The 22,066-nt window shown below is 63.4% G+C and carries 18 protein-coding genes and 1 pseudogene; 7 read left to right on the plus strand and 12 right to left on the minus strand.

Translation table 11 applies throughout. The features are described from left to right. Nucleotides 1–16: 16 nt before the first annotated feature. The 3 genes from DMO26_RS29160 to DMO26_RS29170 form a co-directional block, all read right to left on the minus strand. Nucleotides 17–1,180 carry an amidohydrolase gene (locus tag DMO26_RS29160; protein WP_117195832.1) on the minus strand — a complete coding sequence of 388 codons (1,164 nt, stop codon included), beginning with the start codon at nucleotides 1,178–1,180 and terminating at the stop codon, nucleotides 17–19. Between the two features lie 101 nt (nucleotides 1,181–1,281). Continuing rightward, nucleotides 1,282–2,856 (minus strand): ABC transporter substrate-binding protein, encoded by a 1,575-nt coding sequence (locus DMO26_RS29165; RefSeq protein WP_117195833.1) that lies wholly within the window; start codon nucleotides 2,854–2,856, stop codon nucleotides 1,282–1,284. A gap of 79 nt (nucleotides 2,857–2,935) precedes the next feature. After that, complete coding sequence (locus tag DMO26_RS29170; protein WP_117195834.1) at nucleotides 2,936–4,168, minus strand: ABC transporter substrate-binding protein; 1,233 nt, start codon at nucleotides 4,166–4,168, stop codon at nucleotides 2,936–2,938. A 421-nt stretch (nucleotides 4,169–4,589) separates the two neighbouring features. Here DMO26_RS29170 and DMO26_RS29175 point away from each other — a divergent pair, with 421 nt between their 5' ends. The 6 genes from DMO26_RS29175 (at nucleotide 4,590) to DMO26_RS29200 (ending at nucleotide 12,176) form a co-directional block, all read left to right on the plus strand. Next, entirely contained in the window at nucleotides 4,590–6,596 is a 2,007-nt protein-coding gene (locus DMO26_RS29175; RefSeq protein ID WP_117195835.1) for a helix-turn-helix domain-containing protein, read from the plus strand. 294 nt (nucleotides 6,597–6,890) lie between these two features. Next, nucleotides 6,891–8,162, plus strand: coding sequence for a hydroxymethylglutaryl-CoA reductase, degradative (locus DMO26_RS29180; protein WP_117195836.1), 1,272 nt, complete (start codon nucleotides 6,891–6,893; stop codon nucleotides 8,160–8,162). A 264-nt stretch (nucleotides 8,163–8,426) separates the two neighbouring features. Then, nucleotides 8,427–9,671, plus strand: coding sequence for a CaiB/BaiF CoA transferase family protein (locus tag DMO26_RS29185; RefSeq protein WP_117195837.1), 1,245 nt, complete (start codon nucleotides 8,427–8,429; stop codon nucleotides 9,669–9,671). After that, nucleotides 9,671–10,429: an enoyl-CoA hydratase/isomerase family protein gene (locus tag DMO26_RS29190; protein ID WP_117195838.1), complete on the plus strand. Its 759-nt coding sequence runs from the start codon at nucleotides 9,671–9,673 to the stop codon at nucleotides 10,427–10,429. Before DMO26_RS29185 ends, DMO26_RS29190 begins: the two co-directional genes overlap by 1 nt. Nucleotides 10,430–10,431: 2 nt before the next feature. Next, entirely contained in the window at nucleotides 10,432–11,292 is an 861-nt protein-coding gene (locus DMO26_RS29195) for a hydroxymethylglutaryl-CoA lyase (protein ID WP_404947098.1), read from the plus strand. A gap of 176 nt (nucleotides 11,293–11,468) precedes the next feature. Continuing rightward, a complete protein-coding gene (locus DMO26_RS29200) occupies nucleotides 11,469–12,176 on the plus strand; it encodes an ABC transporter ATP-binding protein (RefSeq protein WP_205421276.1) in 708 nt (235 codons plus the stop codon). 78 nt (nucleotides 12,177–12,254) lie between these two features. On the opposite strand, the pseudogene dnaE2 reads toward DMO26_RS29200, so the two are convergent. Further along, nucleotides 12,255–12,624 (minus strand): annotated as a pseudogene (gene dnaE2 / locus DMO26_RS34580) (error-prone DNA polymerase); the annotation flags it as partial. Between the two features lie 208 nt (nucleotides 12,625–12,832). Between dnaE2 and DMO26_RS29210 the strand changes: the two are divergent. Further along, a complete protein-coding gene (locus DMO26_RS29210; protein ID WP_226951458.1) occupies nucleotides 12,833–13,717 on the plus strand; it encodes a GntR family transcriptional regulator in 885 nt (294 codons plus the stop codon). Nucleotides 13,718–13,769: 52 nt separating this feature from the next. Here the strand turns inward: DMO26_RS29210 and DMO26_RS29215 are convergent, their stop codons facing one another. From DMO26_RS29215 to DMO26_RS29250, 8 genes are read right to left on the minus strand one after another with little or no spacing between them, the layout of a single operon-like run. Then, complete coding sequence (locus DMO26_RS29215) at nucleotides 13,770–14,609, minus strand: alpha/beta hydrolase (protein ID WP_117195842.1); 840 nt, start codon at nucleotides 14,607–14,609, stop codon at nucleotides 13,770–13,772. A 25-nt stretch (nucleotides 14,610–14,634) separates the two neighbouring features. Then, a complete protein-coding gene (locus DMO26_RS29220; protein ID WP_117195843.1) occupies nucleotides 14,635–15,507 on the minus strand; it encodes an N-formylglutamate amidohydrolase in 873 nt (290 codons plus the stop codon). Beyond that, complete coding sequence (locus DMO26_RS29225; protein WP_117195844.1) at nucleotides 15,504–16,220, minus strand: RraA family protein; 717 nt, start codon at nucleotides 16,218–16,220, stop codon at nucleotides 15,504–15,506. Before DMO26_RS29225 ends, DMO26_RS29220 begins: the two co-directional genes overlap by 4 nt. Continuing rightward, nucleotides 16,217–17,062, minus strand: a complete 846-nt coding sequence (locus DMO26_RS29230; RefSeq protein ID WP_117195845.1) for a creatininase family protein — start codon at nucleotides 17,060–17,062, stop codon at nucleotides 16,217–16,219. Before DMO26_RS29230 ends, DMO26_RS29225 begins: the two co-directional genes overlap by 4 nt. After that, nucleotides 17,055–18,608, minus strand: a complete 1,554-nt coding sequence (locus DMO26_RS29235) for a serine hydrolase domain-containing protein (protein ID WP_226951459.1) — start codon at nucleotides 18,606–18,608, stop codon at nucleotides 17,055–17,057. The genes DMO26_RS29230 and DMO26_RS29235 overlap by 8 nt, the downstream gene beginning before the upstream one ends. Before the next feature lie 11 nt (nucleotides 18,609–18,619). After that, complete coding sequence (locus DMO26_RS29240; protein ID WP_117195847.1) at nucleotides 18,620–20,299, minus strand: ABC transporter ATP-binding protein; 1,680 nt, start codon at nucleotides 20,297–20,299, stop codon at nucleotides 18,620–18,622. 4 nt (nucleotides 20,300–20,303) lie between these two features. Next, a complete protein-coding gene (locus DMO26_RS29245; protein WP_117195848.1) occupies nucleotides 20,304–21,119 on the minus strand; it encodes an ABC transporter permease in 816 nt (271 codons plus the stop codon). Continuing rightward, nucleotides 21,116–22,060 carry an ABC transporter permease gene (locus DMO26_RS29250; protein WP_117195849.1) on the minus strand — a complete coding sequence of 315 codons (945 nt, stop codon included), beginning with the start codon at nucleotides 22,058–22,060 and terminating at the stop codon, nucleotides 21,116–21,118. Before DMO26_RS29250 ends, DMO26_RS29245 begins: the two co-directional genes overlap by 4 nt. Nucleotides 22,061–22,066 lie beyond the last annotated feature (6 nt).

Consider the following 22,066-nt stretch of genomic DNA (forward strand, 5'->3'; position numbering starts at 1 on the left):
TATTTCATTCCTTCAATTACCGTTGCACGCCGAGCAACTGGTCGAGAACATCGAGAAACAGCTCGGCCCCGACCGGGATCAGCGCGTCGGGAAAATCGTAATCGGGATTGTGGACCATCGGCCTGTCCATGCCCGAACCGATGAACAGCAGCGCGGACTTTGAGCAGGAACCGAACAGGCCGAAATCCTCGGCGCCGCGGATCGGCACGTAATCCGTGACCCGCTCGAGCTTCATGCGGGTCGCCGCCGTCTCGAAAGCCTGCGACGCCTCGGCATCGTTGATGCAGGCGCGGAAGAAATTATGCGTCGAATGGACGAGCGCGAGGCCTTCCTCGGCCGCCACGTCGCGCACCATCTTGAGCACGTCGTCCAGCAGGCCATGGATCGCATCGCTGGCTGGCGTGCGCAGCGTCATGCGGATTTCGGCGGAGCCAGGCGTGATGCCGAAGACAGCCTTGCCCATCTGCACCTGCGTCAGCGCCACCCGGCGGAACCCCTGGGCGATCACGTCGCCCGCCTGGAAGGTCTTGACCGCATCGATGATGCGGGCAACGGCGGTCGCCGGCGAAAGGCCCGTCTCAGGCATCGAGGCATGGGCCGTCTTGCCGGTCAGTTCGATGCGCAAGCCCATCGAGGCGCAGGTGATCTGCCCCGGCGCCACGGCGACGGATCCGAGCGGCAGGCCGGGCATGTTGTGGATCGCGAAAGCGTAATCCGGGGTGATCTCGGTAAATTGCGGATCGGCCAGCACCGCTTCGGCGCCATGGGCCGTTTCCTCGGCCGGCTGGAACAGCAGCACCGCCCTGCCCCGCAGTGGACGATTGATGCCGATATGGCGCGCCACCGCCGCCATCATCGTCATATGCCCATCATGGCCGCACATATGGGCCTTGCCGTCGATACGCGACCTGTACGGCAGGTCAGAGATTTCATGGATCTGCAGGGCATCGAGTTCGCAGCGCAGCAGTACCGTCGGTCCGTCTTCCGCACCGTTATAGACCAGCGCGACGCCGTGTCCGCCGAGCCCGGTTACGACCCGGTCGGGACGCGTGTCGGCCAGGAAAGAAACGACCTCGCGCGCCGTCTCGGCTTCTTCGCTCGAGACTTCCGGAAACTGGTGCAATTTGTGCCGCCATGCCGTGAGAATGGCAATTTCGGCCTCGTCGAAATACGCTGTCATGCTGGCAGGGAGCCCTTTTCCATACGGCCAACGGCCGGGTAACACAGATGACGCGAGCGCGGGTATGCCCTGGGGCATGCTCCCCGCGCTCGCGCAAGCTCTTAGGCGAAGTGGGTCTTGCCGAAATTGGCATTGACGCCGGTCGAGGTGGTGATCAGATCCTTCAGCCTGTTGTCGTAGATTGTTGGATATTTCTGCTCGCACAGCCAGATAACGGGGGCTTCCTCAACCAGAAGCTTCTGCACTTCCGTATAGAGCGCCTGGCGCTTCTCCTGGTTCAGCTCGACGGCCGCCGCCTCGAACAGCTCGTCCACCTTCGGGTTGGAATAGCCCGATGTGTTGGAGAACATCACGCCCTTGCGTATGTTCGAGGAGATATAGGTGCGGGCGACACCGAGGGCGGGATCGCCGTTCTGGTAGAGCTGATTGCCGCTGATGTCGAAATCGCCATTGCTGACGGCCGCAACCCAGCCGGCCAGGTCATTGCTCTGTAGCTCGATCTTGATGCCGGCCGCACCGCAGGCCTGGCGGACATATTCGGCGATGCGGGTCCAGGTATCGCCTGCCGGTACCATGGTGAATTTCAAGGTCACGCGGGTGCCGCTGGCATCCGGCTTCAGGCCCATCTCGTTGAGCAGGGCGACGGCCTTCTGCACCGACGACTCGTAGGTCTTCACGTTGGGATCGTAGAAACGCATCGACGAGGCGATCGGGCCGGTCGCGGCCTTGGCGAGGCCGAACATGATGCGGTCACGCACGAAGTTGCGATCAATCAGGTGCATCAGCGCCTGGCGGAAACGCTTGTCGTTCATGGGGGGACGGCGGCAATTCACTTCCACCCACAGCATGGGCGAGAAGTATTCGTAGCCTTCGGTCGTCATGTCGAGATGCGGCAGGTCGGTGAGACGGGCCGCATCGAAGGGCTCGATGTCCTGCCATTGCGCCAGCTGCGCTTCGCCCTGTTCCAGGGACACGGCGCGCGAGGCGGAGTCGGGAATGACGCGATAGAAAATTTCCCTCAGCTTCGGCTGGCCTTCGCGATAGTAGCCGTCGAATGCCTCGAGGCGGATATGCGAACCCTTGACCCATTCCGCTAGGCGGAACGGACCGGTGCCGATCGGCGGCTGCTCGGCCCCGGCCTTGCGGTAGTCCTTGCCTTCCAGCATATGGCGCGGCACCATCGGCGCAGACGCCGTTTCGAACGCCATCAGGAATGCCGGGAAAGCCTTCTTCAGCTTGAACACGACGGTATGTTCGTCGGGCGCGGAAATGTCTTCGCAACGGTTGAACACGTCACGGGCGCGCGGATGGACTTCAGGCAGCATGGTCTTGCAGGAGAAAACGACGTCGGCGGAGGTGAACGGCTGGCCGTCATGCCACTTCGCATTCTTGGCGAGGTGGAAGGTATAGGTCAGGCCGTCCTCGGAGATTTCCCACCTGTCGGCGAGCAGCGGCTGCGGCGTCAGGTCCTTGGCATAGGACAGGAGGCCTTCGTACATCTTGCCGGCCACGACGCCGGTCGGCGTCTGCTGGTTGAGGCCGAGATTGAGGATCGGCGGTTCGGGATTGACGATGGACGTCAGCGTGTCGACGCTCGCCTGTGCGTAGGACTGCCCGGAAAAAACGGTGGCGCCGAACATGGCCGCCATCATCAGATTGAATTCCCGCCGATTCATTTATTCTCTCCTTTGCCGATAAAATGCTGTTGGGATGCCGCGGCCCGCCCCCTTGGCTCCGCCGCGGCATGTCGACGGGTTATTTCTTTGTGACCAATGCGCATGTGGACTTTGCCAGCGGCTGGAACGCATGTTCCGCATCGATCTTGGCGAGCAGCTTGTAATAGTCCCACGGCTTCTTGGATTCGTCGGGCTTCTTGACCTCGAACAGGTACATGTCGTGCGCCATGCGGCCGTCCTCGCGGATCGCGCCCTTGTAGAACAGGTCCTGCACGGGCAGTTCCTTCATCTTGGCCATCACGGCCTTGGTCTCGTCGGTGCCCGCGGCCTCGACCGCCTTGAGATAGTGGCGTACGGACGAATAGGTGCCGGTCTGCAGCATGTTCGGCATGGCCTTGACCTTGTCGAAGAACTTCGACGACCAGGCGCGCGTCTCGTCGTTCATGTCCCAGTAGGAAGCCTCGGTGATGGTCAGGCCTTGCGCCTCGGCGAGGCCGACGCCGTGCACGTCGTTGATGAAGGCGGCGAGCGTCGCCAGCTTCTGGCCGCCCTGGGTCAAGCCGAACTGCGCCGACTGCTTGATCGAATTGATGGTGTCGCCGCCGGCATTGGCGAGCGCCACGACCTTGGCACCCGAACTCTGAGCCATCAGCAGCGCGGAGCCGAAATCGGTCGTGCCGACCGGAAGGCGCGTGTTGCCGAGCACCTTGCCGCCCTGCGCCGTCACCACCTCGCCCGTGTCCTTTTCCAGGCTGTGGCCGAAGGCGTAGTCGGCCGTGACGAAATACCAGCTGTCGAAGCCGGCACCTACGAGAGCCTGCCCGGTGCTGTGGGCGATGGCATAGGTGTCATAGGCCCAGTGAACCACATAGGGACCGCATACGTCGTTGGTGATGCGCACCGAACCGGGCGAACTGAGCGTGATGATCTTGTTCTTCTGCTTTGCCACTTCGAGCGCCGCCAATGCCGGCGACGACGAAGCCACGTCAAGTATGGCGTCGAGCCTTTCCTCATCGAACCACTTGCGGGCGATCGAGGCGGCGATGTCTGGCTTGTTCTGATGGTCGGCGAAAACCACTTCCACCGTCTTGCCGAGAACCTTGCCGCCGAATTCCTCGACAGCCATCTGCGCCGCCGTCACTGCGCCCTTGCCGGTGATATCGGCATAGACGCCTGACATGTCCTCGATCAGCCCGATGCGGATGACATCGTCACTGATCTTGCTATCATCGGCAAGGGCGATTGCCGGCATGACCGTCGTTGCCGCAAGGGTTGCCAGACACAAGCCCACGGTTGTTCTGTTGGATCTCATTTAGGTCGTTCCCTCTTATTATTATTAACGCATCTTTCCGGATGCGATATGGCCGACACCTTAGGTAAGGCACCTCACGGCGTTCAATGTCTCGGAACCACACCTTCGAAGGTCAGTAGTGTCGATCATCGACAGATGAGCCCGAGAAGGATGAGGAGGTTAGTGATCTTGGCATCTATCCCGCAATGCCGCAGACATGGTGCGGCGCAGCGCGGTCTGCGACCCTCCGGGCGCTGAAAGGCCCGACTCCTACCCCGATCCGGCCATCGCTGCAAAAATTCCGGGCGCATATGTCGGGTAAATGTATCTGGAGCCTATTCATTGCCTGGGACTATGTGGATAAAATACGTTATCGGCGACGCGAAAACGTGGCAGTCCGATCGTGTGACCTGAATACGCGACCGCGAAACGGAGAACGTGAATGTCCAGTGAAGCCGGCGCCGTGCCCGTTGGTCAGAAGACGAACGGAGGCGCAGAGGCCGCGCAATATTACCGGCGCCTGCTGGAACTGCTCGGCAGCAATGCTCCGCTTTCGAGTTTCGAACAGCTGGCCGCCGGGGCCAAGGGCGTCGCCTGGGAGGACGGGTTCGCCGATTCGATCGCCGACGCCATCGCCACCGCGGTGCGGCTGCGCGAAAATTTCGAGCTCAAGCGCAAGCGCGAAGTCGAGCTCTCCGCCCTTTACGACACGGCGCGCGATCTCTCGGCCCTGCGCGACACCGACCAGATCCTGCAGGCCATCGTCCAGCGCGCCCGGCAGCTGGTCGGCAGCGACATCGCCTATCTCTCCGCTGCGGACGAGGAGCATGGCGATTTCTATGTGCGCACGACAGAAGGTGTGATTTCCCAGGATTTCGGCCGGATCCGCGTGCCCCGCAATATCGGCGTGTGCGGCAGCGTCGCTCGCACGCGGCGGCCGTTCTATTCCAGCAATTACTCGGCAGACCGCAATTTCGACCACGATACCGGCATCGACCGGGCGATCAGCGGCGAAGGCATCATCTCGATCCTCGGCATTCCGCTCGAACTAGAAGCCTATGTGATGGGCGTGCTGTTCGTCGGCGATCGCTATGTCCGCTCATACACGCCGCAGGAGCGTTCGGTACTGTCCTCGCTCGGCACGTTCGCGGCGCTGGCCATCGAGAATGCCCGCTTGCTGGAAGAGGCGCAGCGCGCGCTGTTTCTCGCCAAGGACGCGAATTCGGCGCTGCGTGCCAAGGCGGATGATATCGAACAGGCCGCCGTCGCCCACGAACAGCTGACTGAACTGATCGCCCGCGGCGGCACGCTGGACGATCTCGTCGACCGCGTGTCCAATCTCCTGAAGGGTCAGGTCGGGGTGATCGACGAAACCCGCAACCTGATCTCGGGCGAAATGGCCGGTAGCCTCGGCGACGACGAACTGGCCCGCGCCGTGCGCGAAAGCGACCGGCTCGGCCGGTCCGTGGCACTTCCGGCCGCGGGCGGCAGCACCACGGTGGTCGCGGCGGTGATGGGCGGCTCGACCCGCTGGGGCGCGCTGGTGCTGAGCCGGGCCCGCCCCCTTTCGCCGTCGGAAACCCGCACGCTGGAGCGCAGCGCCATCGTCACGGGCATCGTGCTTCTGTCGCTGGACCGCATCGCGCAGATCGCCCATCGCAACGTGGTCGACACCGTCTCGGCGCTGCTGCGCGGAACCAGCGACCCGTTCTCGCCCGAAAGCGCGCGCCGCCTGCCTCCGGGCATCTCACTCTCGTGGCCCGTTACCGTCATGCTGGTGGAACTGGTGGCGATCACCTCGGCCCAGGCGTCTTCGGCGTTGCGTTCGACGCTCGCCGGTCGCGACACGATCTTCGCCGAGTTCAACGGCGACCTGGCGATCGTCACCAACGCATCCGAGCCCGAGCAATTGGCGCGGCGGATATCCGACAGGCTGGACGAAGCCTTCGGACTGCGCTTCACCGTGGTGATATCAGACCTGATCACCTCCTTCGACAAGGTGCCGACCGAATACGAAGCGCTGCGGCGCTGCATCAGCCTGATCCAGGGCCTCGACCAGCGGGGCCGGGTCGTGTTCGAAAAGAGCTTCTCGATCTACGCGCTGCTGTTCCAGAACAAGGGCGACGACGCGATCGCCTCCTTCCTGCGAACCTCGGTCGGCTCGCTGCTCGATCAGGACGAAAAGCGCAAGAGCCAGCTCGCCATCACCCTGCTCGCCTATCTCGACACCGGCCGCAGCCTGCAGAAGGCGGCGGAAATGCTGGGCATCCACGTCAACACCATGCGCCAGCGCCTCGACACTATCGCCCAGATCAATCCCGACTGGGCCGATCCCGCCAAGAGCCTCGAAGTGCACATCGCGTTGCGCCTGCATGTGCTGCGGCAGGTGACCTGGGGCGCCCCCTCACCCGGCCTCCGCGTGATTTCACTGGACGCCGCAAGGGAATAGAATGTGAATGAGCGCTCTTTGGCTAGGCAGATCCCTCAGCCTCCCGTCATCCCGGATCAAGTCCGGATAACGGAGGGAGGGCTGGTGAGCCCGTCATAGCCAGGCGACTGCATCGCTCCCTCTCACCGAAACCGCTGCAGCCACATCGGCCGCCTCCCGATACACTCCAATCTCCGCTGCACTGCGCTGTAGCAAGTCGACAGTTGTCGCCGACGGCAGTGTGATCCACCCACATTGGCTGCGCGAGAGGCCGCACATAGGTTCTGCCGAGATACACAGTGGGAGACCTGACTCATGTCCGCGAACAGCCGCATTCCGGGGTTCTACAAACTTTCTCCGTCGGAGCGCTTCAAGACGGTCGTCAAGCAGAGCGGCGTGGCCGAAGCCGATATCGCAAACCTCGCGACGGCGGATGCGGAAATGCTGAAGATCGCCGACCGCATGGTCGAGAACGTCGTCGGCACCCTATCGATCCCGCTCGGCGTCGCAGCCAATTTCACCATCAACGGACGCGACTACCTCATCCCTATGGCGACGGAAGAGCCTTCGGTCGTGGCTGCGGCGAGCAATATGGCCTCGGTCGCGCGCCTCCATGGCGGTTTCCACACGTCGAGCGACCAGCCGATCATGATCTCGCAGATCCAGCTGGTCGGCGCGCGGGATCCGCACGGCGCCCGCCTCCGCCTCTATGAACGTCGCCAGGACTTGCTGAACCTCGCCAACGAACAGGACCCGATGCTGGTCAAGCTCGGCGGCGGCGCCAAGGATATCGAGGTGCGCATCGTCGAGGCCGGCGACCGGACCTATGTCGTGCTGCACCTGATCGTCGACGTGCGCGACGCCATGGGCGCCAATGCGGTGAACACGATGGCCGAGGCGCTGGCGCCGCTCGTATCGGAAATCGCCGGCGCCCGGGTGCGCCTGCGCATCCTGTCCAACAAGGCCGACCTGCGCCTCGCCCGCGTGCGCGCAACCTATGACGCCGAATCGCTCGGCGGCCCCGACGTGGTCGACGGCATCATCGACGCCTATGTCTTTGCCGCCGCCGATCCCTATCGCGCCGCGACCCATAACAAGGGCATCATGAACGGCATCACCGCGGTGGTGCTTGCAACCGGCAACGACACCCGCGCGGTGGAAGCCGGCGCGCATTCGCATGCCGCCGCGTCGGGACGCTACACCTCGCTGTCGCATTACGAAAAGGACGCGGCCGGCAACCTCGTCGGCACGATGGAAGTGCCGATGGCGGTCGGTCTCGTCGGCGGCGCCACCAAGACCCATCCCGTCGCCCAGGCGGCCGTCAAGCTGCTCGGCGTTAAGAGCGCGCAGGAGCTCGCCGAAATCATCGTCGCCGTCGGCCTCGCACAGAATACCGGCGCGCTCCGGGCGCTCGCCGCCGAAGGCATCCAGAAGGGCCACATGTCGCTGCACGCCCGCAACATCGCGGTCGCCGCCGGCGCCAGCAGCGAGGAGATCGACGAAGTGGTCGCCCGCCTGCGCAAGGACGGCCATGTACGGATCGACAAGGCGGAGGCGGTGCTGGCCGAAATGCGGAGCGGCCGGTAATTGCCGGAGCAGATAGAAGGCGCGTCGCGATCTTTGAGGTTCCACGGTAGGCGATATCGAGTCCTTGCCCCTCACCCCCCTGCCGGGTGAGGGGCAGCCGCCAAACACCGTGGCATACCACTCCAAGATTCACACGGCACGCTTCAAGTCTTTGCTTTTTCGCATGCCGCTATGCAAAACCGCTACACACGTTTGCACGACATGCTTTACGGAATTGCGCTTCATCGCAGGAACGAAAGCGCAATCCGCACTCGGGAGGATCACATGACAGAAAAACTCGACGAAATCGGTAGCTGGCGCAGCCGCCGGTCCGGTCCACTCGCAGGCGTGACCGTTCTCGATATCACGCGCGTCGTCGCCGGGCCGTTCTGCTCGATGCTGCTGGCAGATCTCGGCGCCACCGTCATCAAGGTCGAACATCCCGACGAGCCGGACTATGCCCGAACCTTCCCGCCCTTCGTCAGCTCCGAAGAGGCGCAACTGAGCGCGTTCTTCACCCAGTTCAACCGCAACAAGCTCGGCGTCACACTCAACCTGAAGTCGCCCGAAGGCAAGGAACTGCTGCGCAAGCTGGTGGCCAAGGTCGATATCCTGGTCGAGAATTTCCGCCCCGGCACGATGGAGAAGCTGGGCCTCGGCTACGAGGTGCTCAGTGCCGTCAATCCCAGGCTCGTCTATACTGGGATCAGCGGCTTCGGCCGCACCGGGCCGAACGCCTCCAAGCCCGCCTATGACAATACCGGGCAGGCCGCAGGCGGTCTCTGGTCGATGAACGGTTACGCCGATCGCCCGCCGGTGCGTGTCGGAACCATCATCGGCGACCTCTCCGCCTCGCTCTATGCGGCGATCGGCACCATCGCTGCGCTCCGTGAGGCCGAGCGTACCGGCAAGGGTCAGGTGGTGGACGTGTCGCAGCAAGATTCGGTGCTGACGCTGACCGAGAATGCCGTGGTGCGCTACACCGCGCAGAAGGAAGTGGCCTCGCCGCTCGGCAACGACCATCCGTTCGTCCGCCCCTACGGGCAGTTCCCCTGCAAGGACGGCTATGTGTTCTTCGGCGGCTATACCGATAAGTTCTGGGCGATCACCTGCGCCCTGTTCGACGAGCCGGAAAACGCTATCGATCCCGAGATCGACACGATGGAGAAGCGCTTCGATCCGGTCGTGGCCGAGACGAAGGTCAAGCCGCTGCTCGAACGCTGGTTCTCCAGCTACACCAAGGCTGAACTGGAGGAGATGGCCGGCGACAAGGTACCGCTGAGCGCGATCAAGACCATTGCCGAAGTGGTGGAGGATCCGCACATCGCCGCCCGCAACATGATCGTCGACGTGCCGATCGCCGGCAAGCTGATCGGCATGTTCGGCCTGCCGATCAAGCTGTCCGGCCGCGAGGAAGAGCCGAACGAAAAGGCGCCCGGCCCTGGCGAGCACAACGGCCTGGTGTTTTCGAAACTCGCCGGCCTGGCCGAAGACGAGATCGAAAAACTGAAGGCGGCCGGAGCGATCTGATGAGCATTTCCTACGAAAAGAAAGGCGCCGTCGCCACCATCCGGCTCAACCGGCCGGAGAAGATGAACGCGCTGACGCTGGCCATGTATGACGACCTCGGCCGGGCTTTCGCCGAGGCCAATGGCGATGGCGAGGTCAACGTCGTGGTTCTCACCGGCGCCGGCGAACGGGCCTTCTGCGTCGGGGCGGACTTGACCGAATCCATCCCCGCGCTGGCGGGAGGCCATTTCGACATTTCGCATTGGGATCCGGCCCATCTGAAGATCGAAGGCTTCTACAAGCCGGTGATCGCCGCGGTCCGCGGCCTCTGCATCGGCGGCGGCTTCGAGATGATGCTCGCAACGGATATCCGCATCGCCGCCAGCGACGCACAGTTCCAGCTGCCGGAACCGGTCCACGGCTTCGTGCCGGCCGGCGGCACGCTGGTGCGGCTGGTGCGGCAGGTGGGCTATGCCCATGCGATGGAACTGATGCTGACGGCCGAGCGCTTCTCGGCCGCCGATCTCGTGGCGCGCGGCGTCGTCAATCGCGTGGTCGAGACCGCCGAGGTGGAGCCGGCCGCTTTCGAACTGGCCGGCCGCATCGCCAGGCTCAGCGCGGGCGCGGTGCAGACCATCAAGGAAGCCGCACTGACGCTGCAGCACCTGCCGCTCAAGGACGCCTTCGCGCGGGAGGCGGCACTCGGGCAGCGCACGTTCGAGAGCGAGGATGCGCGACGCGGGCTCGCCGCCTTCGCCAATCGCAGCAAGGACGCATGACGATGCGTCCTTCCGCCACCATCGTCGAAGTCGGCCCGCGCGACGGGCTGCAGAACGAAAAGCAGATCGTATCAACCGCCGACAAGCTGGAGCTGATCCGCCTGTTGCGGGTCGCCGGTTTCACCCGGCTGGAGGTTACGTCCTTCGTCTCGCCGCGCTGGGTTCCGCAGATGGCCGATCATGAGGCCGTACTTAATGGCACTGCGCCTGCGCCCGGCCTGATCCGCTCGGTGCTCGTACCCAATGAACGCGGCGCGCTTTCGGCGCTCGCCATCGGCGTCGAGGAACTGGCAGTGTTCACCAGCGCGTCGGAAAGCTTCGCGCAGAAGAACATCAACTGCTCGATCGCCGAAAGCCTGGAGCGCTTCAAGCCGGTCGCGGCACTCGCGGCCGAGCACGGCGTGCGCCTCAGGGGCTATGTGTCCTGCAGTTTCGAATGCCCTTACGAGGGCCAGATCGCGCCGGAGGCAGCGCTCGCGGTAGCGCAGGCCCTGGCCGATCTGGGCTGCGCCGAAATCTCGCTCGCCGACACGATAGGGCGGGCGCAATCCGATCGTGTCGATACCCTGATGCGCATGGCCGTCGGGGCGCTTCCGGCCGAACAGCTGGCCTGCCATTTTCACGACACCCACGGCCATGCGCTTGATAATGTCGATGCAGCCCTTGGCTGGAACATCCGCATCTTCGACAGCGCCATTGGGGGCCTCGGCGGCTGCCCCTTTGCTCCAGGTGCGGCGGGCAATCTCAGCACCGTTTCGCTCGTCGCGCATCTGGAGAGGGCCGGATATTCGATGGGGTTGGACATGGGGGCGATTGAAGCGGCGCAGAGGTTTTCGCTGCAGGTGAGGGCGCCTCAGTCATAGAAGGCCGTCGTGCTTAGGGAGATCAAGGAAACACTCGGCGTCGCCGGTGCCTTAATACGGGCGCGGCATTGATATATTCTGCCCGTGTCTTTGACGCGATCGCAGGCATTGTGCGGGAATAACGAATTGTCGAGCGCGCCTGTCAGGCGCGCTCAGGCTCGAACAAGAGCACTCTGGTGAAGGTAGCCAAATCAGCGGGGCCAGTGCCGTCAGGCGCACGCATCACCCTGGTCGGTTCATCGGGTGCAGGAAAGACGACGATCGCCAACCTCTTGCTACGCTTCTGGGATCCGCAAAAAGGACGCATCACAATCGACGGTCACGATTTGCGGGACATCACTCTCGATAGCCTCCGTGAGCATATCGCACTCGTCGCCCAAGACACCTATCTCTTCAACGCGACCCTTGCCGAAAACATCCGGCTCGCCCGGCCAAACGCGACTGATGAAGAGTTGAAACAGGCAATCGAGCGGGCAGCTCTGACGGAGTTCGTGAATTGCTTGCCGGCTGGATTGGAAACGTCGGTCGGGGAGCATGGTGTGCAGCTGTCCGGCGGGCAGAGACAGCGGATTTCCATTGCCAGAGCGTTCCTCAAAAACGCTCCTGTCCTCATCCTCGATGAGGCCACTTCGCATCTGGACGCTGCCAGTGAAGCGCACGTCCGCAAGGCTCTCGACGAGCTGATGCTCGATCGAACGACAATCATCATCGCACATCGTCTTTCGACGATCCGTGCGGCCGACGAGATTCTTGTCATGCGCGATGGTCGGATTGTTGAGCGAGGGGCGCATCACGACCTGATCGAAATGGGAGGATTTTACGCCGAGTTGATCGGGCATCAATCGGCAGGTAACGTCCGGGCGGCGATCGCTGCGGCGCGGTGACGATAGTTGTGGCTTGGTCCACGTTCACTGTTGGCCCGCCCCGCCACGTATGCGGGCCAACGTCATTAGCGCTCAAGATCATTGAAAATTCCGGGCCTTCACCTTCAGCGTATCGATATGAAGATCGGGGACGAACATGTGTCGGGGGGCCACGGGCTTCGGCCTATCGCGTGAATCCGGCCCGCTGCCATCATGCGCAAACTCGTCCCCTCCCCGGTCGGCAACTTGAACTCGGTATCCAGATCGGCCAGACCAACAAGATCACCTGAAAGGTCGAACAGTTGCTGCGCGACGAGATGCGCGACCTCCCCTTCCCTTTGGATGCGGCAGTCGATTGCATCATCGACGAGCACACCACAACACGCCTGCGTTTCTCGAATAAGGTGGGCCAGATGACGATATTGGTCAGCCCCGTTTCGTCCTCAATGGTGGTGAACATAACACCCTTGGTCCCGAAGCAAATTACGCCCTCCAAAAGGCTGCGACTGCGAGACGCTGCTGATTTCAAATCCACAAAACAGCTTTCGGTATGAGGATATTTTTGTATTATCGATACATATAAATCACTTTTCCACGTCGTGAGGGATTGATCCATCGTGAACACAAAGGGTGCGACACCGGAACAATACGGATTGGACACAGGCGGACTAAGTTCCTTGCAGATTGAAGTTGCCCGCAAGCTTATGCCCATTATAAGTACCGGACGCTGGGCGGTGGGCGAAAAGATCTCCGATGCCGCGTTGGCGCGCGAATTCGGCATTTCCCGCACGCCCGTCCGGCAGGTCCTGCAATTCCTGGCGGAAATAGGCACCGTCGCGCAAACCGACAACCGTGGCTTCACGCTAGTGCGGCCACCACCTGTCGACGAGAACGTAGACGAGCTCGTGCCGCCCTCCGAGGTGGACACGCTCTACCGGCAGATCATGCATGCCCGGGCCAACGGGCTGATCGGCAGCGAGGCTTCCGAGACCGAGCTTCTGGAGTATTTCGGTACCTCTCGCGGCACCGTACGCCGCACGCTCATACGGCTTTCCGCGGAGGGATTGGCCGAACGGCGCGACGGCCATGGTTGGCGTTTCGCAGAATGCCTCGATAATCGCCAGGCAGTGAATGAAAGCTATGCCTTCCGCGCCATCATCGAATGCGGCGCGGTTATGGAGGACACGTTCTGCGCCGATCCCGAAGCACTTGAAGCTCTGGAACGCGAACAGACCGCCCTTCTCAATGCGCCACTCGCTTCGATCGAGGGATCAGCGTGGTTCGAAGCCAATGCTCGCTTTCATGAAACCGTCGTTTCCTGGTCGAACAACCGTTTCCTCGTGCAATCCATCCGGCGGCAGAACAGCCTGCGGCGCATGACAGAATATGCCGAATTCGCGGAATTGAGCGAGGCCGGCGTACGTAAAGCGGCACGCGATCATCTGGCCATTCTGGAGGCGATAAACACCGACGACCGCAAATTGGCTTCCGCCATCCTGTTCCGGCATCTCAGCCGCTCGCCTGCCGGCGCGGCGGTCACACCCGGCCGAATCGAAGATTGAAGCCCGGCAATAGCATCTCGCTGCATCGAACGGGGCAAACCTGTGGCCGGCCTCAGTTCTTGCCAGCGAGAATGGCGGAAAAGAAAGCCTTCACCGGCAACTGAATGCCGCTCCCGTCGTGACTAACACCTGGCACGGTGTCGAAATGCGGCACGACACCGATGTCCTTCAGCCGCTTTTCCAGCGTATGCAAGCGCTCCACACGCGTGTCGCCGCTGTCGTTGATACCGTTCATCCAGAAGGGCGATTTCGACCCCACGGTCACGTCCCAGGTTTCTATATCCGCGTCGCCGATGACCAACTGGATCGCTACATGGCGCATGGCCTCCACGTCGAACCGCTGACCGAATATCTCTTCCATGCCTTTGACGCCGACCCACCAGGAGGCGCTGTCGTCCGGGAGAGTGACCGTGCCCGGAGCGCCTATCGAAACGGCGCGAAGTCGGCGCGGATGGAGATAGAGGAAACGGTGAACGAACTGCGCCCCGCCCGAAAAGCCGTGCATCAGAACCTTGTCGCCGTGCACCCGGTAGCGCGCAGCCAGTTCCTCGATCATATCCAGAAGGATGAGATCGTAGCGGATGCCATGATAGATCACGTGCTTGTAGTTATGAAGGTCTTCCGGGTCGTCGATGCCGGCCGGAAAGAGTGGTGCCAATAGCACGCACTGCTGTTCTTCCGCGAAGTCGATGAATTCGTCGCGCAGGATATCGGCATCGCGAAGGCTTCCGTGGACCAGCACGGCAAGCGGGTGCACCTTTTCCCCGCCCGGGTCATAGCCGCTGGGCACGTAGCAGCACCAGGAGAAGCGCTGATCCATTCGCGAGGCGAAGATCGGCGTGCGGCCGCGCCGGTAGAAATTCAGCGGTGCGGTCTGTTCCCGTACGGGCATGGCGAATCCTCTTCTTGCCTCAATTTCATGACCGGATGGCATAATCGGCCAGCACGCGGTTCATGCGGGCAAACACATCCTTCAATTTTTCATAGCCGGGGCTCCGTTCGCGCGTCGCCTCGTCCATGTAGAGCTTGCGGTTGATCTCAAACTGCACGCTGTGGCGACCATGCGCCGGATTTGAATAGGCCGTAACCAGTTCAGCGCCACGGAAAGGTCGGTTCAAGGCGACGTCGAGCCCCTCGGCTTTCAGGGTTTCGGCGATCAACGCGACGAATTCCTGCGAGGAGGACGCGCCATGGAGATCGCCGAGGCAGATATCGGCGCGCACCGTGCCGGGCGGATCGGATGAGATCTCATGGCCGACCGCCGTCATCGAATGGCAGTTGATGTGATAGACCTTTCCAAACCGCGCGTAGACGGCATTGAGCAGCATGGCAAGGTGATGGTGATAAGGCTGCCAATATTTGCCGATGCGTGCTTCGGCTTCCGCCACGCTCATCGGCGCGGCATACATGGGCTCGTTGCCCCAGGCGAAACGCCACATCAGTCCCATGCCACGCTTCGCGGTGCCGCTCTCGCGGGTCGGATGCGGCCATTCGCCTGAAACAAGCTGGGTATCCATGTCGCGCAGCGAGCGGTTCACGTCCAGGAAACTGCGCGGGAAATGCGCCTTGAGCAAAGGGGCGCCTATAGCGGGTGCGGATTCGAACAGGTCGTCCACATGGGTATCCGCAGCCACCCTGACCCGCTCCACGGTGACGGCCGGATGGAAATCCTGCGGCATATCCAGCCCGCTATGGGGGCTGTCGAACACCATCGGCACCAGCGGCGCGCGCGGCGCGATGACCGAAATCACGCCCTCGATCGTCAGATCCTTGAGATCGCCTGGGATCATGATGTCTTTCCTTCTTCCTTGCCTTCCCTATCCTTGCTTGTCGCGGTCAAACGAGCATTGATCTTCTCGACCGCACGGGTGATGTCGCCAAGCTTCTCGCCATCGAGGAGGCGTTGCATGGTGCGCGCCACGCGGCCTTCCCGGGCGATGCAGGGGGCGGCAATCTCCGCCGCCTCGTCCGCCGGCAGGACGACGACGCCGGAAGCATCGCCGAGCACGAGGTCGCCCGGCAGTACCGGCACGCCGCCGCAGGATACCGGACGATTGAACGTGCCGCCGAGATCGAGCTGGCGCGTGGTGACAGAGGATACGCCACGGCACCACACCGGCAGGCCCTCCGCCAGGATTTCCGCGACATCGGTACAGGGGCCATCGATGACGACGCCGGCAACGCCGGCCAGCCGCGCCGCCCGCGCCACCGCTCCGCCAAGGCAGGCATGGCGGGTATCACCGAGCCGATCGATCACCAGCATGTCGCCGGGACGCAGATGGCTCAGCGCGTAATGCAGCAAGGTGGAGCACATGGCCGGCAGGGCCAGCGTGACGGCAACGCCCGCGCGTGCCTTCTGATCGGGCGCGGCGGCCTGGATGCCGGTGCTCATAAAACCGGTATGACGCAGATGGCCGACGCTGGCAGTTTCGATTTTCTCCAGCGCAGCGACGACTTCGCGCGGCGCCGGTTCGGGCATGGATCCGATGCGCAATTCGGTCATAGCTTTTCCTCGTTTCTGGACGTTGCCTGCGAGATCGCCGACTGGACGGCGTCACGTGGATTGAAATCCGCCAGATGCCGCATCAGCCGGGCGGTGTGGCCGACGATATGGTCGCAGATCGCCCGGCCCTTGTCGGCACTGGCGCGGGAGGCGAGGCCACCAAGCATGCCCGCCGGATCGACCTCGGTGCAATCGAGCGGGATCTGCAACGGCAGTCCCTCGAAACGGCTCGACAGGACGCCGCCAACGGACAAGCCGAACGCGCTGCCGCGCGGTGCAGGATCGCGGATTGCGCCGGCATCGACGAGATCGGGGAAAAGATGCATCGAGACGGAGGTGATCGGCTCGCCGCCATGGCCGCGCACCCGCGCCGCATCCTCGCCATAGAGTTCGCTCCACAGGCGCTCCGGTATGCTCTGCCAGATATTGAGCGAGGGGATGAGCACACCACGTTCGCGCCGCAGCTTGCGGCAGACCTGGTCGATCAGCGGCGCATTGGTAGTATGGCCGTTGAAGATCAGCAGCTGCTCGTGCCCATGATCGAGGAAGGAGACGAGAATATCCTCCAGCACCGCGGTGAAGGTCGAGGCGCGCAGCTGGATGCCACCCGCCATGGCACGGAAGAATTCGGCATGGCCGAACGGCAGAACGGGCGCCGTGAGGCCGTCGCCCGCCCGCGCGCTCATCTCCGCCAGCCGGTCCGTCAGCATGAAATCGCCCATTGGCGCATGCGGCCCCTGCTCTTCCTGGGACGCCAGCGGGATGAGAATGACAGCCGGCCGCTCCATCCGCCGGGCGAAGGCCTCATGGGTCATGTGGGCAATCGCGACCGGCTCATCCATGTTTCTTCTCCCTCGGCGCATCGGCACCGGCCGCGGGATGGCCCGTGAGCTCCGGCAGGGCCAGCTCGGAGGAATTGACGTTGACGCTGCGCGTCAGCCTGACAAGGCCGTCACTGAAATGCAGCCGCACCGTATCGCGGAAGGCGGTCTCGACGAAGATCCACTCCATTTCCAGCACCATTTCGCCACCTGCGCCTGCCAGCCAGCGGGCGCAGGCCAGCACACGCAGGCCGGCTTCCGGCTGATAGGAATGGTGCAGCCGGGCGCCGGGCATGGTCGTCACCGTCTCCATGAAGCATCCGAAACCTGCCAGCACCTCATGGTCGCCATCGGCATCGCCGAGGGTGAAGCGCAGCGCGTTCGCTTCCTGGGCGATCGATATGCGTTCCACCCCCTGGTCGTTCGGCGCCACGCGCCAGCTGCCGACGAGCGGTCCGGCTGCCGGGTTCGGGCGGGCAATACCCGGGCGCGGCTTGAGCCGTAACCCGGCAATGCGTACTTCCAGTCGTTCGTCCCGGCCGGCGACAGCAGCGCCGGCGCCGAGTGCCGGCCGCAATCCGTCATAGATCAGCCCGTGCACGCGGCGATCGTTATCATCAAGCCCACCGGTAAAGGCCACCACAGTCTTCTCCTTGGGCAGCACGATGCAATACTGGCCGAACAGGCCGTTGGCGGAAAAGCTGTCATGCGGGCCACGCCACCATTGGTAGCCATAGCCTTCTCGGCGGCTGGCGGACTGGTCATTGCCCGCCTCATCAGGCCCGAGATAATGATCGCCGGTGAAGGTGCCGAGCACCACGTCGCGCACCTGCATGCCGGTGGCGGCGCGCACCCATTCACGCGGCAGAAGCTGGCGCCCCTGCCATTCACCGTCCTGAAGATGCAATATGCCGAGCTTCAGCATGTCCTCGCTGGTGCAGCTCAGGCCGTTGCCGCCGGTATTGACGCCATCCGGGCCGGTATCCCAGGTCATGGTTCTGGACATGCCCATCGGGCGGAAGATGCGTTCGTCAAGATAATCCCGGATCATCCGTCCGGTCGCCCGCTGCACGATGGCCGAGAGCATGTAGCTTGCCGCGCTGTCATAGACGAACACCGAGCCGGGCTCATGGGGCGTCGGCTGCAGCAGGAAATCCTTAACCCAGCTGGTGCGCACCCGCCGCCAGGAACCACCGGAAATGCCGCGGCCGTGGCCGCTGGTCATGGTCAGGAGATGGCGCACCGTCATGGCCCGGAGGTTTTCGTCAATCGGACCGGTATGATCGGGAAAGAATTTCAGCACGGCATCATCAACCGACAGCAGGCCATCGGCGACGGCCAAGCCCACCGCCATGGCGGTAAAGCTCTTGGTCACCGAATGCATCATGTGCGGCCGTTCCGGGGCATAGGGCGCCCAATAGGCATCGAGGATCAGCGCGCCATCCTGCCAGACGAGAAGACTGTGCAGCTCGATATCCTGACGCTCGAGATCGTCGAGCAGGGCGCACAATATTGCCGGATCCGTGCCGCGCGATTGTGGGGTGGCGCGCGGCAGGTTCGTGGTCATGCTGATATCTTTCATTGCAATGCTTTCGCCGGTGCTTCGCTTGCGCCTGCTTCGCCTGAATTTGCGAAGCGCCAAGCCAGCGACACGCCTGTCTCCGTGCGGGTCAGCGTAGGGATCGCCGACAGCAGCGCGCGCGTATAGTCGGATTGCGGTGTATCGAACACGGCGTCGCGATTGCCCTGCTCGACGATGGCACCGTCGCGCATCACCACGACGCGATCGGCAAGCTGTTCGACCACGCCGAGGTCATGACTGATGAACAGGCAAGAAAAACCGTAGCGCCGCTGCAAATCGGCCAGGAGCTGCAGCACCTTGGCCCGGACGGTGACGTCGAGTGCGGAAACGGCTTCGTCGGCGATCACGAATTGCGGCCGCCCGACCACGGCGCGGGCAATGGCCACACGCTGGCGCTGGCCGCCTGAAAGTTCGTGCGGGTAGCGGTTGAGATAACGCTCGTCCAGGCCCACCTCTTCCAGGATGCCGCGGACGCGCTGCTCTTTCTCTGCCCTGCTCGCCTGCTGGTCGTGGCGGAGCGCCTCGCCGACGATTTCGCGGATCTTCATGCGCGGGTCGAGCGAACCGAACGGATCCTGGAAGATCATCTGGCAATTCAGCCTGTAATGGCGCCAGGCCTGGGAATCGGGCTTCACCTCCTCGCCGGCAAAGAAGATGCGGCCGGCCGAGGCGTCGACCAGTCCGGCAATCGCACGTCCGAGCGTCGTCTTGCCGGATCCGGAGGCGCCGACCAGCGCCACGATCTCGCCGGGGCGCACGGCGAGGTCTATACCATGCAGTGCCTTCTTCATGGTCTTCGGCGCCAGCAGGCCCGCCTTGGCCCGATATTCGACTTCCAGTCCGCGCACCTCCATGACTGGCTTCGCGGCGGGATCGACGCTGCGCAGCGGACCGCGCACCGGCATGGATTGCAGCAGTTCGCGGGTATAGTCATGGCCGGGGCGGGAGATGATCTCCGCGACCGGCCCCTGCTCGACCACCTCGCCCTGGCGCATGACGATGATGCGGTCGCAATAGCGCGCCACCATCGGCAGGTCGTGGCTGATCATCAGCAGTGCGGTCTTCTCACTGCGCACCATGTCCAGCATCAGTTCTAGCACCTCACGCTGCACCAGCGCGTCGAGCGCGGTGGTCGGCTCGTCGGCGATCAGCAACGAAGGTTTCAACAGCATGGCGGAGGCCAGCATGATGCGCTGGCGCATGCCGCCGGAAAACTGGTGCGGAAAAGCGACCAGCGCGCCCTCGGGATCGCGGATGCCCACCCGGCGCAGGATATCGAGAATATGCGCGCGCCGCGCCGCCGCATCCAGCCGCGCCTGCAGTTTCAGTGGCTCCTCGAGCTGCCTGCCGATGGTCATCGACGGATTGAGCGAGGTCATCGGTTCCTGGAACACCATGCCGAGCCGCGCCCCGCGCACGGCCCGCAACGCCTTGCCGGTCATGGTGAGGACCGAACGGCCTTCGAAGCGGATATCGCCGGCGGAAACGACGATGGCGGGCGGCTGGAGCCTCATGAGGCTGCGCGCCACCATGGTTTTTCCCGAGCCGCTTTCGCCGACGATACCGACGATTTCTCCAGGCTGCACATGGAAGGAAACATTGCGGACGATGTGGTGACCCGAGGGGCCGCCGACGGCGAGGCTGAGGCCGTCGACTTCAACGAGAGACTGGCTCATCGGGTTACAATCCTCTCATGCGGGGGTCGAAACGATCGCGGATGGCATCGCCGAACAGATTGATGCCGAGCAGCGAAAGCGAGATGCAGAGACCGGGAAAAATGCCGAGCCACATGGCCTCTGCAATGTGCGGCCGCGCGCTTGCCAGCATGTTGCCCCAGGTCGGCGCCGGTGGCGGCACGCCGAGGCCGAGGAAGCTCAGCGCGCTCTCGGTCAGGAGCACCGAGCCGAACATGGACGTGGCGAGCACGATCACCGGCCCCAGGCTATTGGGCAGGATATGGCGGAACATGGTATAGGCGGCCGAATTGCCCATCAGGCGCGAGGCCTCGATGAATTCCCGCTCGCGCAGCGACAGCACGGAGCCGCGTACCACCCGCACCATGGCAGGCGTATAGGCCATGCCGAGCGCGAGAATAATGCCGTACATATTGGCGCCGGTGACGGACAGCAGCGCCAGCGCCAGCAGCATGCTGGGAAAGGCAAGCAACGCATCGTTGAGCGCCATGACGATACGGTCGGTCCAGCCGCGGGCATAGCCGGCGATCACACCGAGCGTGACGCCGCCGAGCACTGCGAAGAACACGGTGATCAGGCTGATCGAGACGCTGGTTCCGGCTGCCGCCATCAGGCGGGACAGCACGTCGCGGCCAAACTCGTCGGTGCCCAGCCAATGCGCGGCGCCCGGCGCCTGCAGTTTCGAGCGCAGGTCGAGGCGCATCGGATCATAGGGCGTCCAGAAGCGTCCGACGAGCGCAGCGCCGAGGAAACAGGAGAGAAGCGCGCCGCCGATGATGCGGTTTGGTTGATGGCGTTTCATTCCGCGGTCACTCTCGGGTCGAAAAGGGGATAGAGAAGGTCAACCACCAGATTGACGAGCAGGTAGGTGAGCGCCACGAACAGCAGGCAGCCCTGCACCACCGCGTAATCACGGGCATAGATGGAATCGACGATCAGCCGGCCGAGGCCCGGAATGGTGAACACCGTCTCGACCACGGCGACACCACCGAGCAGATTGCCGAGGATCAGGCCGATCAGCGTCCAGGTCGGGCCGAAGGCGTTGCGGGCGGCATGGTGCAGCAGAACAGCGCTTTCGCTCATGCCCTTGGCGCGGGCATGGGTGATATAGTCGAGCCGCAGCACGTCCAGCGTCGAGGCCCGGGCCATGCGCACGATGATCCCGACTTCGTGCAGCACCAGCGTCAGCACCGGCATGACCAGATAGATCAATCCCGCGACGGGATTGTCGGCGATCGACACATAGCCGAGGACCGGCAGCCAGCCGAGCTTGAGGCCGAAGGCGAGCAGGATCATCAGTCCCAGCCAGAAGGTCGGGACCGACAGGAGCAAGGTCGACAGGGCGACGATGGTGAGGTCGAGCCCGCCATTCTGCCGCCACGCCGCCGCCATGCCGAGTGGCACGGCGATCAGGACCGACAGGCCGACCGCGATCAGCACCATCTGGGCGCTGGTCGCGAACCGGTGCAGCACCAGGTCCAGCACCGGCTGGCCGTTGAGGACCGACCGGCCGAGATCGCCCTGCACCACATTGCCGAGCCAGATCAAGAACTGGACCGGCACAGGCTGGTCCAGGCCCATGGTCTTGCGGGCAGCGGCCAGCGCATCGGCATCGGCGAGATCGCCGAGCATCAGGCTGGCCGGATCGCCCGGGATCAACCGGATGAGGCCGAACACCGCCACGGAGACGATGAACAGGGTGGGGATTGCCGAGAGCAATCTTGTGGAGGCGAATTTCAGCATGATCGG

It is taken from the genome of Rhizobium terrae, assembly GCF_003425685.1.
GTDB classification, from domain to species: Bacteria; Pseudomonadota; Alphaproteobacteria; order Rhizobiales; family Rhizobiaceae; genus Neorhizobium; species Neorhizobium terrae.